This is a genomic window from Vibrio proteolyticus NBRC 13287 (genome assembly GCF_000467125.1).
Classification (GTDB): Bacteria; Pseudomonadota; Gammaproteobacteria; order Enterobacterales; family Vibrionaceae; genus Vibrio; species Vibrio proteolyticus.
In genome coordinates this window covers 32,487-48,970 of sequence record NZ_BATJ01000025.1, presented here as the reverse complement: position 1 = coordinate 48,970, position 16,484 = coordinate 32,487, and the positions used below count along the sequence as shown (strand labels likewise).

Here is a 16,484-nt window from a genome sequence, read left to right as displayed (position 1 = left end):
TCGATTGATTTAGTTCAAGTTTTTGTATCATTCATGGTACAAATCGATTGCATCAATTCTGCGAATAAGAGAAAAAGCAATAGGTTACACTAACTCTGAGGTTATCGAAATGATTGATGCCATATGCACCTACGCAAATACTAGAAAAACGTATTCAATTCTCGTTTTTCAGAACCTTTCTGACTCAGAGATCGAAAAGTATAGGCAGCATCTCGAATGCCCTGAATGTGGTGGACAAGCCTACTATCGTAAGAGAAGCGTAGATGGTAAAGCGGCTTGTTTTGGCTCACGTTACCATGCTGAAGGATGTAACGAAGGTCGCTCATCTCCCCAAAAAGAACGAGAAGTAAGGCATGCTGTAGAAGTTAATCAAATTCTTTCAGAACAACATGAGGTCGTTTTCGATTTCTTTGCTAAAGAATCAAAGGTATCCGACTCTAATGATACATCTCGCCTTAAGAAAGATAAACCTGTCTCATCAGGCACTACTAAGTCGCACTCACAAAGCCCGACCCAAGTCCGAAAGAAAGTTCTTGGGTTTGAAAAGGCTTTAAATAGTTTATTGCGTGGAAGCAATCTAGCAGAATCAGAATCGTTGATTGAGATAGATGAAGGATACAAATACAAAGCAAAGAATCTATTTGTTAAATTCTCTGATGCTGAAGCGGCTGACTCACCAAAAGAAGCAAAACCAAAAATGTATTGGGGAACGCTTTCTCACTCAGATACAGAGATAGAATGGTTGAACCCCGCTGATTGTGACGATGTTGGTATTCCTATCAAACGCCACAAGAATTCGATTCTTAAACAATTCAATATCGCAGAGAAACGAGATCTGGAAGGTGCTGGATTGATCCTATTCGGGAAATGCTTCTGGAATGCTCAGAAGACTAGAAAGATAATAGAATTATGGAATGCTGACAGAATCTATATTTCTGTAGCAGAGGACTAAAACATATTGGCCTGAAGATTAACTTCAGGAGCCTCTAGCGTTGGAGTGAAAACCAGTATCCTGCCATGGATTTCAGTTAGGTTGACCAGACCCTGTAAATAATTCTGTGTAACTGTCGGGGTTACATGTATTGAGTGAGTCGGTCTTCGAACATAATCATAAAGCGGTTTAGAGCTTGTCGCCAGTTTCTGATCGGCATCGTCCATTTCTTGGAAGCATCTCGGATAGCCAGGTAGATCACCTTTCTAGCTGATTCATCCGCTGGGAAGAGCTTGCGCTTCTTAATCGCTTTTCTAATAACGCTGTTGAGGGATTCAATGGCGTTAGTCGTGTAAATGGCTCGGCGAATATCCTCTGGGTAGTTAAACAGGGTGTTGAGGTTGTCCCAATGCGCCGTCCAAGAGCGACTGATTTGAGGATACTTACTATCCCATCGGTCAGAGAACTGCGCTAGAGCCAACAGAGCCTCATCTTCTGTGGCTGATTGGTAGATTTTCTTCAGGTCAGTCGTCACCGCTTTATAGTCTTTCCAAGGGACGTACTTGACCGAGTTTCGCACCATGTGGACGATACAGAGCTGTATTTGCGTCTCTGGGAACGCAGTGTTGATGGCGTCAGGAAAGCCTTTTAGTCCGTCAACGCAAGCGATAAGGATGTCTTTTACCCCACGGTTTTGAAGTTCAGTCAGCACGTTAAGCCAGAACTTGGCACCTTCTGTTTCAGAGAGCCACATACCGAGCAGTTCTTTTTGGCCTTCCATGTTGACGCCTAACGCAAGATAGACCGCTTTGTTGATGACTTGCTTGTCTTGACGCACCTTAACCACGATGCAATAGAGATAAACGATAGGGTAAATTTCGTCGAGAGGTCGCGACTGCCATTCAATCACTTGCTCAAGCACCGAGTCGGTTACTTTCGATATCAGCGTTGGTGAGACATCAGCATCATACATTTCCTTGAACGTTGCGACGATTTCACGTGTGGTCATGCCTTTCGCGTATAGGCTCAATATCTTGTCGTCCATGGATTGGAATCGAGTTTGGTGCTTGCGGACGAGTTGAGGTTCAAAGCTGGCTTCACGGTCGCGAGGGACGTCGATATCGACCTCTCCATCATCGGTGATGATTGACTTACCCGAGTAACCATTGCGGGAGTTGGAGCTGGTTCTAGATTGGTGTTTTTGATATCCAAGGTGCTCATCGAGTTCAGCGTTTAACGCCGTTTCAACGGTCACCTTGGTTAACATTTTTCGGAAGTCATCAAGATCAGATTCTGTCTTAATTGACTTTGCTGCTTCACGAGCAAAAGCTTCGAGTGCTTTCTTATCCATATTGTCCATCCTTAGCCTTTAAGGCTTAAGTCTAGACAGTTACACAGAATTCAGGACACTCTCGTTGACCATGAGCATTTCTCTTTATGAATAATTTTGAGCATGTTCATATGACCGCTCCGAAGTTCCTCTATCAAAGGTTCATATTGATAGCTAGTATGATTGACCTCTCACATGAGTGCTATCTGATAGAAGACCTTGAAAGCCTTTTATTGTACTTGGCGATTCAACAAACAATGGACAAATTAATGAGTTCATTGAGTAAGTTGCATCACGCACAGTGCGTGATGCATTGATAACTCGGAATGAGTTACGAAGCCACTGTGACGACACTGGACAGAACTCAACTAGCCAAGACAAGGAATAACACTACCCGCACATGAGGGATTAGGATCCTCCTACTGATAGCAATAGTAACCACTACTGCTAATCTACAGAACAAATCCACACAAACGGTTATCCATGCCAACGAATTAAAAGGGCACGCACTATTACTGAAACACAACACTTACTCTATGCTAAGTAAGTTAAGCCATCAGAGCTGAGGGTAATGGGTGTACATTCGCTTCCATCAAAGAGTACAATTTATTGCCCCATGTATCTAAAACTTTCAACTGCTCATCAAGATAATCATGGTGATTATAGACTCTAAGCATGCTTGGTAACTGGTGGCCGACTGTCTTTTCAATCGCTACGATATCTAAACCCATTTCACTGCAACGGCTGATAAAGGTACGGCGCAAGTCATGAGGTGAAAATCGCTCAAAATCGGTAGGTAAATTACGTTTTATCAATGCCCGTACTGCCGCAGGCTCTTGCACTTTATCGACTGTTAGCTGAGGCCATACCAACTTCCACTTACTTGGCACACTTTCACGCTGCTCTTTTAGAAGTGCAAGCAAGTAGCCACTTAAAGGCACTTTACGTGCATCTTGGCTTTTAGTGTGTCGCTCTTCTGAGCTGGCTGGTAATAGCCAAATTCCCTCATCAAAATCTAACTCACTCCAACGCATTTCAAGTACGGCACTTATACGCTGTCCACAACCAAGTAAGAACTGCATTAAACGGATATTCGAGGAATCTGTACGCCATGACGGCATACTCGTTAACAAAATCTTTAACTCTGAAAAGCTTAAATTACGTTTTGTGACTTTAAAGCCGCCACCAACGTCTTTTGCTTTCAGTTGTGGTGCAGGATGAGTATCAAGCATATTTAGTGCTAGGGCATGGTTAATCACTTGATTAATGATTTTATGGCAAACCCCAATAGCCCCCGCCATACGCTTACCGTCTTTATCAACCTTCGCATCAAAAACCTTATTGAGGTCATATATGCTTAAATCTGCCAATTTGATGTTACCGAGAATTGGCTTGATATCTCGATTGTAAATGGTCCTCGACTGGTCACCCCGTAGCTGTTTTGAAAGCCGTTTCTCATCGAAGCTAATAAACGCATCATCAAAGGTCTTCGCTTCATCTTGCGCTCGTTTCTCTATATCCAATTCAACCTTTGGGTTCTTACCATTCTCCAACCAACTTCGATAACGGCCAGCTTCCTTTCGCGCCTGATCCAATGTCATCCCACGCTCTGGTTTGATCTTAATGTATCGACCCATAGAGATTTTTTCGTGTTTCTTACCTATTTGAAAACGAAAGGTCCAAGTCATTGTGCCTGTTGGACGAACTCGAATGTTCAATCCTTCGACCTTCTTATCGGGGATCGAGTATTCCTTATCCTGTGGCTTCAATGCTTGCAACGTGGCATTGGTACTGATTCGTTTCGTCATCGTTGGAAAACCTCTGCATTTTTGGGTACGGCTCTGGGTACGGCGTGGGGTACGGGAAACATCGAGTTTCTATTGTACGGTTTTGGACTTCAACGGACAATAAGCTCACAAAAATACTATAAATCATAGCCTTACAATTAAAGAATATAACTCTGTAGACTTTGGCGGACTAAAGGCTCTATTTACCCACCACATGGAAGCGGGTGTACTGCTAGAGCGGAAATAGTCGCACATAAAAAAACGAGCCATTTCGGCTCGTTTTTTGGTTTGGATGAGGAGGCGCTTAATCTTTGCGGCCAATAAAGCCCATTTTGTTGCCGATCCACAACATCAACAACAGCACCACGACAATCGAGAAGAAGTTGGAACCGGCATCTGGATACTGTGCTTTGACAAACGCCGAGTGACCAAAGGCGCCAACAAAGAAACACGCCAGCCCGACCAACGGAATATCTTCAGATACCGGGTTACGCAGGTACTCCTGATACAGAGCCTGAACCGACAGCACCAAGGCAATCACCGGAAAAATAGAAAAAGCAACATCGCTCATTGTCAGCCAGGACAACAACGCATCGCCACACATACCCGCGACCAGAGCCAGAATCAGCGTCTTGCGCTCTGAACCACGATTTACTGGGTTATTTTCATTCGACATTAATCTATCCCGCCTTTTAATCGGTTACGTTCACGTTCTTTGCGATACCAGAATGCCCCTTTGGCAATCATTCGCAATTGCATGATCAGACGTTCAGCCAGTTCTTCGCGTGAACGTCTGTCCAAATCCAATGCTTCAGCTCCGGAACTGAACACCATAGTGACGGACGCTTCAGCTTGTGTGAACGCTTCGTCCCTGCTCATACCGGTGCTGATAAGGTACTCCGTGAGCTCAGCAACGAAATGCTGAATCTCTCGGGCCACCGCCGCGCGGAATTCAAACGAGGTGCCGGACCGCTCACGCAACAATAAGCGAAACACGTTCGGGCTGCTCTCGATAAACTCCATAAAGGTTTCCACCGAAGTCCGTATCACACTGCCTTCTTTGACAATCCGTTGACGTGCTTGTCGCATCAACTGACGCAAAAGCAACCCGCCTTCGTCGACCATAGTCAGACCAAGCTCATCCATATCCTTGAAATGGCGATAAAAAGAGGTTGGGGCGATACCCGCCTCCCGGGCCACTTCCCGCAGACTCAGATTGGAAAAGCTGCGCTCGGCACTGAGCTGGCTGAATGCCGCATCGATCAGTGAACGACGCGTTTTTTCTTTCTGCTGAGCTCGGATTCCCATGGACTTCATATTTTCGTACTTCTCGGTTTCTCGGTGAGAGGGTTAATATAACGCGAAACACCGAGATGCATAACCCCATGATAGCCGCCATCGCGCGAGCAAGGTACACTCTGTTAACGCTCTGTTTCAATTGACTGACGGCCATTTGGAGAGCTGTCGCATGCGATACATGTATTTTCATTGCCACGGCGTGATCCCTTCGACTCTATGATGTGGCTCTCATTTACCAAACCACGGAATCAGTTAAAATCTCGCTACAGCAATGTTACGACACTATAACAAGGATTAAACTATGGCACAGACCAACCACTTTGATGTAATCGTAATTGGCAGTGGCCCCGGCGGTGAAGGGGCAGCAATGGGATTAACCAAAGCGGGGCTCAACGTTGCCATTATTGAAAAAGAGAGCAGTGTTGGTGGCGGTTGTACCCACTGGGGGACCATCCCGTCCAAAGCGCTTCGCCACGCGGTCAGCCGCATCATCGAGTTCAACAACAACCCTCTGTTTTGCAATAACAACACCAGCCTTCATTCGACCTTCTCCAGTATCTTAGGCCATGCGAAAACCGTCATCGACAAACAAACGCGTTTGCGCCAGGGCTTTTACGATCGTAACCAGTGCACACTGTTGTTCGGTACCGCGCAGTTCATTGATGCCCACACTGTGGCCGTAACCAAGTCCGACGCTACGATTGAACACTACACGGCAGATAAATTTGTGATTGCCACTGGCTCACGCCCGTACCGGCCAGACAATGTCGACTTCAATCATGAACGGGTTTACGACAGTGACTCTATCCTAAGCCTCAAACACGATCCGCGCCATATCATCATTTACGGTGCCGGGGTGATCGGCTGTGAATACGCTTCGATCTTCCGTGGCCTGGGGGTCAAAACCGACCTGATCAACACCCGTGACCGTTTGCTGTCGTTTCTGGACAATGAAGTGTCCGACGCTCTGTCGTACCACTTCTGGAATAACGGCGTAGTGATCCGCAACGATGAAACGTACTCACGCATCGAAGGCACCGAAGACGGCGTCATCGTCCATCTTCAGTCGGGCAAAAAGATGAAAGCCGACTGCCTGCTGTACGCCAACGGGCGCACGGGTAACACCGACAAACTGAATCTGGACGCAATCGGTCTGGAAGCCGACTCGCGCGGCCAGCTCAAGGTCAACAGCAACTATCAGACGCCAGTAGAGCATGTTTACGCGGTCGGTGATGTGATTGGTTACCCGAGCCTGGCCAGTGCCGCTTACGATCAGGGCCGCTTCGTGGCTCAGGCAATCACACAGGGTCAGGCTCAAGGGCACCTGATTGAGGACATTCCGACCGGGATCTACACCATCCCGGAAATCAGCTCCGTGGGTAAAACCGAGCAAGAGCTGACGGCAGCAAAAATCCCCTACGAAGTTGGCCGGTCCTCCTTCAAACACCTGGCGCGGGCGCAAATTTCCGGCAAGGATGTGGGCAGCCTGAAAATCCTCTTCCACCGCGAGACCAAAGAGATCCTCGGCATTCACTGCTTTGGTGAACGTGCAGCGGAAATTATCCACATCGGTCAGGCGATTATGGAGCAGAAAGGCGAAGCGAATACCATCGAATATTTCGTCAACACGACGTTCAACTACCCAACCATGGCTGAAGCCTACCGAGTGGCAGCTCTCAACGGCCTGAACCGATTGTTCTAATCAAAAAAACCGCAGCCCTGGCTGCGGTTTTTTTGGCTTTACAGAAACACGTCTCGGCGCCATTGCTGCCTCAGCAGCAGCGCCAACGTAATGCCCCGCACCGCCATAAAACTCAACATGGCGAACCACAACGCGTGGTTGCCCCACCCCGACCAGACGTAGAACACCACGAAAAAAACACAAGTCGCGACAAACATACTGTTGCGCATCTCACGCCCTTTGGTCGCACCGATAAAGACCCCATCCAGCAAAAAGCACCACATGGCCACCATTGGCATGGCGACCAGCCAGGGCAAATAGATCAGCGCCTGCTGATGAACCGAAGCGATGTCGGTGATCAAACCGATCATTTGTGATCCCGCCAAACCAAACAACAACGTCAGAAGCAAGCAAATGATCAGGCTCCAGAAGCTGGTGCCGACCAGCGATTCATTCAGCTCACCGCGATCGCGTGCGCCGACCGCTTTCCCCACCAGAGCTTCCATCGCATAAGCAAAGCCATCCATGCCATACGAGATCATCATCAGGAAACTCATGAGTACGGCATTGGCGGCCACCACTTCATCCCCAAAGCTGGCGCCCTGAAAGGTCATAAAACTGAAAGTCGCCTGCAAACACAAAGAACGTAAAAAGATGTCGCGGTTCAAGCGCACAAACCGGCCGATCCCCTGCATAGACTGCCCCACCAGCCCTCGTGGGGAAGGTAGCTGACGCGTGTGCCAGGTACGCCAGACACACCATAGGCCAAACAGCATGCCTGAGTAATCCGCCAGCACCGACGCCAGCGCCGCGCCTTCCACTTTCCAGCCCAGGCCAATCACAAACAGCACGTCCAGTGCAATGTTGGTGGCGTTGGCGATGATCACCATCCACATCGGCGCGCGAGCATTTTGCGTGCCGAGCAACCAACCCAGCAGCACAAAGTTGGCCAGTGCCGCCGGCGCACTCCAGGCCCGAATAGCGAAATACTGCTGACCGTAATGCTTGACCTCTCGACTGGCGTCACTAAAGACAAACACCCACTCAGACAGCTGAGTGTGCAGCAGCAAAAACAGCAGCGCGAACGCCAGCGCCATCAGGAGTCCCTGGATCAGCACCAGGGCCAGTTTGTGTTTATCATCAGCCCCATAGGACTGGGCTGTGAGGCCGGTGGTGGACATGCGCAAAAAGCCCAGCAGCCAGAAGGTGACACTGATCATGGTACTGCCAAGCGCCACGCCGCCTAAATACCAGGCGTGTTCGAGGTGACCAATCACCGCCGCATCGACCAGACCCAGCAGCGGGACGGTAATATTGGACAACACCATCGGAATGGCGAGCAACAGCACCTTTTTGTGCATCGCCCGGTTGGATAACATCTGAAAAATCTGCACGCTTACACTCGTCTCACAAGAGGATCACAAAGTGTAACCGGATCACCAACGAAGCTGAACCACCACAGGCGTTAATCGTTGTTTCAATGACGGAAAACGACGCAACCAGCGCTGCCACAGCTTCCAGCGACCACACTGCCCATCCAGCGGTGAGAAAGTTTTGACCCATTTCGCCCACGGCAGACAATTCATCACCGCCGCCGCCGCGTCCTGATAACCGTGTGCGTACTGGCCCGATCCCATTTTCTGCCCCAGTGATTTCGATGCCAGATCACCAGCCAGAACCAGGCAGGCGGTGGCGGTGTCAAAATGGCAACCGAGCGCCTGGATGAATTTTGCCACCACAGGTTCATTGCCATCCAACAGCGCATGTTCGCACACGATCAGTACCGGCGCCTGCTCTGGGACTGGCAAGGTTTCCAACCAGCTCAGATCCAGCACGCTGCCATTGCGATGCAGATAACGTTCACTGGCGTGAAACAGCTTCTGCCGCCACAACAGGTGTTCGGTCACATCAAGTTCTATCCAGTGACAACGACCGTTGTCGACGCGATAAAACCGGGTATCCAGACCGGCCCCTACATTCACGATCCAGCCATCAGGATGACGTTCCAAAAAACGCTGAACCTGCAGATCACACAAGTGCGTCAGGGTTACGTGCAAGAGTTGTTTCTGATTGATATCACCCGACAGACATTCCGGGGCGAGCTGACACCGCTGACACGCCGTGGCAGCGATCGGATCGTAGACCAAACCGTTATCGACCAGACTCTCGCGGCTACGAAGCCACAACGGCTGGACCAGATTAACGGGGATCTGATAACGATGTTGCGATGCTTTACTTGAAGGGGGCATTATCATCTTCCTCATCATGCACTAAGAAAGATGATAATGAATATCATTTAATCTGACAAGTTATTGAGAACGAATATCAACAATGTAGATCACATCCAATCAGTATTGCGGATGATACCGACCGCGAGGCCTTCGATCGACAGGTGTTGGGCGGTCAGATCAACTTTAATCGGCTCAAATTCCTGGTTCTCAGCATGCAGCAGTACGGTCGACCCTTTACGTTCAAGACGCTTAACCGTCACGTCATCATCCACACGCGCCACGACCACCTGACCATCTCGCACGTCCTGCGTTTTGTGTACCGCGAGCAGGTCGCCGTCCATAATCCCGATGTCTTTCATACTTTCGCCGTGAACGCGCAGCAGAAAGTCTGCCTGAGGCTTAAACATGGCCGGGTCAACCTGGTAGTGAGCTTCCACGTGCTCCTGCGCCAGGATCGGAGAGCCCGCGGCCACCTGGCCAATTAACGGCAGACCTTGGTCGTCGTTCGCCGCTTCAAGCAGGATGCGGATACCACGCGAGGCTCCAGGAATAATTTCTATCGCATTTTTACGCGCCAACGCTTTAAGGTGCTCTTCAGCAGCGTTCGCGGAACGGAACCCCAGTTCACGTGCAATTTCAGCACGGGTCGGCGGCATTCCGGTTTCATCGATCTTGCTCTTAATCAGATCGAATACTTGTTGTTGGCGGGGCGTTAACGGCTTCATAAGTCACCTGTCTGTTTATACAGTTAACTGTGAGTATATCCAGTAATTGGTGAAATGAAAAGCCAATTGGTTGTTTTTTCGCTCTTTTCAATAACGGCAGCGTATTATGCTGCCGTCGAATGATCCTACCTGTAATTCTCGCTGCATCAAGGCTTAAAAGAAGATTATCTGCAACCAGGTGTAACCGGTGATCAACATCGTTATCAGCACGGCTGCGGAACCCATGTCTTTGGCGCGACCGGCCAGTTCATGGTGCTCCGGCCCAATGCGATCCACCACCGCCTCCACCGCGCTGTTCAACAGTTCCACTACCATCACCAGCAACACGGTTCCGATCAGCAGAACGCGTTCCACTCCGGTCACATCCAGCAGCAGCGCCGTAGGTATCATGATCACACTGAGCAGCACTTCTTCACGAAATGCCGCTTCATTTTTAAACGCGGCTTTAATACCTTGATAGGAATACTTGGTTGCATTAACCAGACGTTTGAAACCTTGCGGGGCTTTCTGGGTCACTGTTTGTTCTCTCAAAAATAATTCGGCTGAATGATTTGGCGCAATTTTGACGTTTTCGTAGTCAATATCCATTAAAAGGTTCGACCAGTTCTGGTATCCTTGCGGCTCAAAAAATGAATGCTTGGGCGTCTTTCCAATCGTGATTCATACTCATGATGTACTGGATATGCGCTTATGCACAGTTGATCTATTGAGGCTAAGGACCTTTATGTCTTCCGGACACGCTATTTCTCGTTCTCTGCTGAAACTGCCGATGTCAGTTTTAGTCAAGGGAACGGCGATCCCTTCGAATCCTATCGAAGATCACGGCATTGATATTACCAAGCCTATTGTTTATGCACTACCTTTTCGCTCGGCGGTTGACCTGCTGACACTGCAAAAACACGCGATTGATCTCGGCCTGCCGGATCCACTGCAACCGCTGACCATCAACGGTAAGAGCTTCACCCGCTACGTATTCACCTCATCCCGTCCGACGCTGATGAAAAACGACTACGATGCCCCCAGTGAGTCGATCGCGCTATTTTCCGATCTGCTTGAACAGCATCAGCTGGACTCTGAACTGGATGTGCAAATCATTCCCGCTACCGTGTTGTGGGGACGCAAACCGGGTAAAGAAGAGAGCAGTCGCCCTTATCTGCAGGCCCTGAACGGCCCACAGAAAGCCAAAGCGGTGTTGCTCTCTGGCCGCGACTGTATGGTGCGTTTCAGCCCGGTGGTGTCGATTCGCTACATGGCCGACGCACACGGCACCGATGCTTCCATCGCCCACAAACTGGCTCGCGTGGCACGCATCCATTTCTCGCGTCAAAAGCTGGCGGCATCCGGACCGGATCTGCCCAACCGTCAGGCGCTGTTCCGCCGCCTGATGAAATCCGCGGCGATAGAAAAAGCCATCGCAGACGAAGCCAAAGCGAAAAACATCTCGATAGACAAAGCCCGTAAAGAAGCGCAGGACATCATGGACGAGATCGCCGCCGATTTCTCCTATTCGCTGATCAAAAATGGCGATCGCATCCTGAGCTGGTTGTGGAATCGCATCTATCAAGGGCTGAACATCAACAACGCGTCGACGGTGCGCCGTCTGGCTCAGGACGGACATGAGATCGTTTATGTGCCTTGCCACCGCAGTCATATGGACTATCTGTTGCTGTCGTACGTGTTGTATCACGAAGGCATGGTTCCTCCCCATATCGCCGCAGGCATTAACCTTAATTTCTTCCCGGCCGGACCGATTTTCCGCCGTGGCGGGGCGTTTTTTATCCGCCGTAGCTTCAAAGGCAACAAGCTTTACTCCACCATTTTCCGTGAATACCTGGCCGAACTGTTTGCCAAAGGGTATTCGGTTGAGTACTTCAGTGAAGGTGGCCGCTCGCGGACAGGTCGTCTGCTGCCGGCCAAAACCGGTATGCTGGCGATGACCATTCAGGCCATGCTGCGTGGGCTCAACCGTCCGGTGACTCTGGTCCCGGTGTACATTGGTTACGAGCACGTAATGGAAGTCAGCACCTACGCCAAAGAGCTGCGCGGGAAACGCAAAGAGAAAGAGAACGCCGGCCTGGTGCTGAAAACCTTGCGTAAACTGCGCAATTTCGGCCAGGGATATGTCAACTTCGGTGAACCGATCCCGCTCAATCAGTACCTGAATGAGCACGCGCCGGAATGGACACAGGACATCGATCCGATGGGAGGCAGCAAGCCACAATGGTTGACCCCGGTGGTGAATCAGTTGGCCAGTAAGATGATGACGCACATTAACGATGCAGCGGCCACCAATGCGCTGACTCTGTGTGCCACCGCGCTGCTCGCTTCACGTCAGCGGGCGCTGTCGCGCGACAGCCTGGAAACCCAGATCGAAAGTTATCTGGCGCTGCTGCGCAACGTGCCTTACTCCGAGACGTACACCGTGCCAGAACAGGATGCCAAGGCCCTGGTTGCACACGCCGAATCACTGGATAAATTTGTGACCGAGTCCGATGCGATGGGTGACATCATCTCACTCGACCGCAGTCAGTCAATTCTGATGACTTACTACCGCAACAACATTATCCATCTGCTGGCGCTGCCGTCGTTGATCGCTCAGATGATGATCCGCCACCAGAAACTGAGCCGTCGCCAGATCCACGCTAACGTGGCCGCGCTGTACCCCTTCCTGAAACAGGAGCTGTTCCTGAGCATTGGACAAGACCGACTGGCCGACATGGTGGATGCCTACATCAACGAACTGTCCCGCCAGAACCTGCTGAGTGTCGAAGAAGATCTGGTGTCGATAGATCAGGCCAACATTCAGATCCTGATGATGCTGGGACGTACGATCCTGGAAACGCTGCAACGTTATGCGATCACCCTCAATCTGCTGGTTGCCAATCCAGAACTGGGCAAAGCCGATCTGGAGCAGAAAAGTCAGGACATCGCCCAGCGGCTGGGTCGTCTGCATGGCATCAATGCGCCGGAGTTTTTCGATAAAGGGGTCTTCTCGACTCTGTTCAGTACCCTCAAACAGCAGGCTTACCTGAACAATGACTGTGAATGCGACACCCAGAAAACCAAAGCCCTGTCGCAACTGCTTTACTCAATGCTCTATCCGGAAGTGAAGCTGACCATCAAAGAGAGCATTTATCAGCTCGGATAAACAGAAAAGGCACCGTCAGGTGCCTTTTTTATTCTTGCTAGAGATTTACCAGAAGGCCACCAACAGGCCCACCGTCACCGCCATGCCGACGTAGTTGTTGTTGAGAAACGCCTGAAAACACGGGTCACGCTCGCGGCGGCGAATCAAGTGTTGCTGAAATACAAACAGAGCACCGGCCACCAATAGGCTCCAGTAATAGCTGGCGCCCAGCTGATACCAGCCCCCCAGTACGATCAACATCGCCAGTGTGGCCAGTTGCAACAGACCAATGATCATTTTGTCCAGACGGCCAAACAGAATCGCGGTCGATTTAATGCCAATTTTCAGGTCATCATCACGATCCACCATGGCGTACTGGGTGTCGTACGCGACTGTCCATAATGCGTTGATCGCAAAAACAAACCACACCATCCACGGCAGGTCATTAGCCTGCGCCGCCCAGGCCATCGGAATCGACCAACTGAACGCCAGACCAAGAAACAGCTGCGGCAGGTGGGTGTAGCGTTTCATGAACGGGTAAATGAACGCCAGAAAAAGACCGACAAACGACAGCTGAATGGTCAGCGTATTCATGCTCAGTACCAGCGCAAACGACGCCACGGCCAGCAACACAAATAGACCAATCGCTTCTTTCGAGCTGACCAGGCCAGCCGGCAACGGCCGTTGACGAGTACGCTTCACATGACCATCAACCTTCCGGTCAGCAAAATCATTGATCACACAACCGGCCGAACGCATCAAAAAAACCCCCAGTACAAACACCACTAAGATGCGCGCATCGGGCATCCCCTGCGCCGCCAGGATCAGCGCCCACATGGTTGGCCACATCAACAGCAGCGAACCTATTGGCCGGTCCATACGCATCAGTCGCCAGTACGCGTGGGCTTTCGCTAAGGTCATTCAGACGCTCTCCTTAGAGTAAATCGGGCAAGTGGGCAGAAACAGCTCTGCCACCAACATTGGTTTGTGGTTCATCCACAGTCGTGAACGACGAGCCAGAAACTCGCCGTGCGCGGTACGGGCCCAGCCCATTTGCAGCGCATCGCGTTGCGCGCTCCCGGTACTGAACACCGTCAGACCAAGTGGGATCTCCCCCTGACGACTCAGATCATGTTGCTGGTCGAGGAGCGAAGATTGTGGGATCAAGGTTCGCCCCAACACCCAAGGCGTCTGATCGCCGTTTAAGATCACTTTGCGCAGCAGACAATCTTCATCCGCGAGCAGATCGATCTCCTGCGAATCGAGGCGCTGTGCTTTCACCACCCGGTTGTGCAGCAGCTCAACGCTGAGCTGCTGACAGTATGTTTCCAACAGGCGAGACAGCGAGCCCTGCTCCGACAACCAGCGCCGGGCCAGCTCAGAGGGGAAAACAAATTCATCAGGTGATTGCCACTGTACCTGACGTAAGGCCGTCAGATAGGACGAAATTAATTGATTCATACCGCTATTCAATAAGTCGCTTTATCGTCGTACAATAAAGCTCCGATGCCTGGTCATATTCCCACCAGGTTCGATTTTTCATTACAAAAAGATGCTCTATTGTAACAAGACTCAGACGATTCGAGTATCGTGATTAGAAGAAACACAAGTGAGAAATATGTTCAAACGTTATCTGGGCCAAATTATCATCGCACTAAGCATCCTGCTGACCGCACCGGTCGTGGCGCAGGAAGAGGCCGAACCCAAGCTGGCCTACTTTACTCTGGAGCCGGATCTGACCACCAATTTTTATACGCAGGGTAAACAGCTTGGTTACATTCAGGTGCGTATCGACATCATGGTCGCCAGTGCGAAGGATCTGCCGATCGTCGAACTGCATCAACCGCTGATCCGCGACGCGGTGATTGAGCTGCTCGGCAAGCAGAGCGAAGACACCATCAAGTCACTGGCCGGGCGAGAAGACTTGCGTAAAACGCTGGTTCAAGAACTCAATAGCATTCTGCTGCCGGAAACCGGCCGGACCATCATTGCCGATTTGCTGTTCACCAAATACCTTTACCAGTAAGCCTCCACACATAAAAAGCGGCTCTACGCCGCTATTTTATTGCTGTCGGTAGCGTCCCGCATCCATCAGGCCCAGACAGATTCCTGACAGTAAGCCGACCAGATGCGCGGTGTTGGCGATCGCCATAAACGGCTGAACAAACCCCAGCACCAGCCACACCAGCAAGAAACCGATCAGAGGACGAGGCATCTGTAATCCGGCGGCTGGCGCTCGCTCACTCAGCACCCAGATATAGCCAGCCAGCGCATACACCACCCCAGACAGACCGCCGAAGTTGGCGCCTTCGACCCAGAACTGTCCGGCCCCCGACAGCGCTGCCGACACCAGGAACACTTTCAACAACCGAGCCGAGCCGAGGCGCTGCTCAATATCGCCACCGAACTGCCACCACCACAATAAGTTGAAAATGATGTGCAGCGCAGAAAAGTGCAACACCGCGTGCGTGATCCAGCGCCATAACTGCCACTGCTGATCCGCCGTTGCCGGAAAGTGCAGTGCCGCAAACACCGCGTTGCCCATTCCGAGTACACTGAGTACAAAGATAACCCCACACAAGGCCATCACGCTCAGCGTCAGCGGCCCCGCTTTGGCTTTAAGCATCGCCATCATCCCAGGCGACTGATAATGAAACTGAGACTGGCGGCTTTCAGCCATGGTCCAAGACGCTTCCTGGTATTTGCGAGCGGCCGGATTGGTCAGAAACTGTTTTAGCTCCGCTTCCGCCTCAATCTGATGGCTGACATCACTCAGCCACAACGCAAACTGATCACGCCCTTCCGGCATCATCCGAATATCGATCTGACGCGAGGCCATGTAATCGATAAAAGCTTGTGCCATTCGGGGATTATTCAAGGTGATCAGTTTAATCATGAGGTGTCCTACTTACTGTCTATGGGAAGGTTAGCGCGCTGCCAGGCTTCAAAGCCACCGTCTACACTATATACCTGTTCAAAGCCCTGATTCACTAAATATTGCGCCGCTCCCTGACTGCTGATGCCGTGATAGCACATCACCATCACCGGCTGATCAAACTCCACCGAGTTCATGAAGTCAACAATGGTATCGTTGGTCAGGTGAAAGGCGGATGTGGCGTGCGCCAGCGCAAAAGATTGCGGATCGCGGATATCGACCATATGCGCTTCGCCTTGCTCGAGCAGAGCCTGGGCGGCGGTGACATCAATGTGTTGAAACTGGTCCATGACTTTCTCTTTTCTTCTCGTAGATTGAACTGGCGCCATTGTAACCTATTCAGTGGAGCACAAGTACCGAGTCGGAATAAGGTTATCCACCTCTGAGCACTTTACCACCAGATGTGGATAACACTGTGAATTACGTTGATAAAGTATC

Annotated in this window: 16 protein-coding genes; 4 read left to right on the top strand and 12 right to left on the bottom strand. The window is 50.7% G+C overall.

Annotated features, from left to right (window positions below; translation table 11 throughout):
• Positions 1–109 precede the first annotated feature (109 nt).
• Entirely contained in the window at positions 110–952 is an 843-nt protein-coding gene (locus VPR01S_RS19900) for a hypothetical protein (protein WP_021707176.1), read from the top strand.
• Positions 953–1,073: 121 nt separating this feature from the next.
• On the opposite strand, the gene VPR01S_RS19895 is transcribed toward VPR01S_RS19900, so the two are convergent.
• From VPR01S_RS19895 to fabR, 4 genes are all read right to left on the bottom strand, one after another.
• Positions 1,074–2,282: an IS256 family transposase gene (locus VPR01S_RS19895; protein WP_021707175.1), complete on the bottom strand. Its 1,209-nt coding sequence runs from the start codon at positions 2,280–2,282 to the stop codon at positions 1,074–1,076.
• Between the two features lie 527 nt (positions 2,283–2,809).
• The gene (locus VPR01S_RS19885) at positions 2,810–4,069 is read right to left on the bottom strand and encodes a tyrosine-type recombinase/integrase (RefSeq protein ID WP_021707174.1); all 1,260 of its coding nucleotides are present in this window, start codon (positions 4,067–4,069) and stop codon (positions 2,810–2,812) included.
• 283 nt (positions 4,070–4,352) lie between these two features.
• Positions 4,353–4,724: a YijD family membrane protein gene (locus tag VPR01S_RS19880; protein ID WP_021707173.1), complete on the bottom strand. Its 372-nt coding sequence runs from the start codon at positions 4,722–4,724 to the stop codon at positions 4,353–4,355.
• Positions 4,724–5,365 carry an HTH-type transcriptional repressor FabR gene (gene fabR, locus VPR01S_RS19875; protein WP_021707172.1) on the bottom strand — a complete coding sequence of 214 codons (642 nt, stop codon included), beginning with the start codon at positions 5,363–5,365 and terminating at the stop codon, positions 4,724–4,726. Before fabR ends, VPR01S_RS19880 begins: the two co-directional genes overlap by 1 nt.
• Positions 5,366–5,648: 283 nt before the next feature.
• On the opposite strand from fabR, the gene sthA reads away from it, so the two are divergent.
• Positions 5,649–7,049 carry a Si-specific NAD(P)(+) transhydrogenase gene (gene sthA, locus VPR01S_RS19870; RefSeq protein ID WP_021707171.1) on the top strand — a complete coding sequence of 467 codons (1,401 nt, stop codon included), beginning with the start codon at positions 5,649–5,651 and terminating at the stop codon, positions 7,047–7,049.
• Positions 7,050–7,087: 38 nt separating this feature from the next.
• Here sthA and dinF read toward each other — a convergent pair whose 3' ends face one another.
• From dinF to VPR01S_RS19850, 4 genes are all read right to left on the bottom strand, one after another.
• On the bottom strand, positions 7,088–8,407 hold the full coding sequence (gene dinF / locus VPR01S_RS19865; RefSeq protein WP_156008762.1) for an MATE family efflux transporter DinF: 1,320 nt from the start codon (positions 8,405–8,407) through the stop codon (positions 7,088–7,090).
• A gap of 57 nt (positions 8,408–8,464) precedes the next feature.
• Positions 8,465–9,277, bottom strand: a complete 813-nt coding sequence (locus tag VPR01S_RS19860; protein WP_021707169.1) for a class I SAM-dependent methyltransferase — start codon at positions 9,275–9,277, stop codon at positions 8,465–8,467.
• An 89-nt stretch (positions 9,278–9,366) separates the two neighbouring features.
• Positions 9,367–9,984 (bottom strand): transcriptional repressor LexA, encoded by a 618-nt coding sequence (gene lexA / locus VPR01S_RS19855; protein ID WP_021707168.1) that lies wholly within the window; start codon positions 9,982–9,984, stop codon positions 9,367–9,369.
• A gap of 153 nt (positions 9,985–10,137) precedes the next feature.
• The gene (locus tag VPR01S_RS19850; protein WP_040903192.1) at positions 10,138–10,500 is read right to left on the bottom strand and encodes a diacylglycerol kinase; all 363 of its coding nucleotides are present in this window, start codon (positions 10,498–10,500) and stop codon (positions 10,138–10,140) included.
• Positions 10,501–10,708: 208 nt separating this feature from the next.
• Here VPR01S_RS19850 and plsB point away from each other — a divergent pair, with 208 nt between their 5' ends.
• Complete coding sequence (gene plsB / locus VPR01S_RS19845; protein WP_021707166.1) at positions 10,709–13,132, top strand: glycerol-3-phosphate 1-O-acyltransferase PlsB; 2,424 nt, start codon at positions 10,709–10,711, stop codon at positions 13,130–13,132.
• Between the two features lie 45 nt (positions 13,133–13,177).
• Here plsB and ubiA read toward each other — a convergent pair whose 3' ends face one another.
• Together ubiA and VPR01S_RS19835 are read right to left on the bottom strand one after the other, a co-directional pair.
• Positions 13,178–14,032, bottom strand: coding sequence for a 4-hydroxybenzoate octaprenyltransferase (ubiA, locus tag VPR01S_RS19840; protein ID WP_021707165.1), 855 nt, complete (start codon positions 14,030–14,032; stop codon positions 13,178–13,180).
• Entirely contained in the window at positions 14,033–14,572 is a 540-nt protein-coding gene (locus VPR01S_RS19835; RefSeq protein WP_021707164.1) for a chorismate lyase, read from the bottom strand.
• Between the two features lie 157 nt (positions 14,573–14,729).
• Between VPR01S_RS19835 and VPR01S_RS19830 the strand changes: the two genes are divergently transcribed.
• On the top strand, positions 14,730–15,137 hold the full coding sequence (locus tag VPR01S_RS19830; protein ID WP_021707163.1) for a flagellar basal body-associated protein FliL: 408 nt from the start codon (positions 14,730–14,732) through the stop codon (positions 15,135–15,137).
• A gap of 36 nt (positions 15,138–15,173) precedes the next feature.
• Here VPR01S_RS19830 and glpG read toward each other — a convergent pair whose 3' ends face one another.
• Together glpG and glpE are read right to left on the bottom strand one after the other, a co-directional pair.
• Complete coding sequence (glpG, locus tag VPR01S_RS19825; RefSeq protein WP_021707162.1) at positions 15,174–16,007, bottom strand: rhomboid family intramembrane serine protease GlpG; 834 nt, start codon at positions 16,005–16,007, stop codon at positions 15,174–15,176.
• 8 nt (positions 16,008–16,015) lie between these two features.
• Positions 16,016–16,336 carry a thiosulfate sulfurtransferase GlpE gene (gene glpE / locus VPR01S_RS19820; protein ID WP_021707161.1) on the bottom strand — a complete coding sequence of 107 codons (321 nt, stop codon included), beginning with the start codon at positions 16,334–16,336 and terminating at the stop codon, positions 16,016–16,018.
• Positions 16,337–16,484 lie beyond the last annotated feature (148 nt).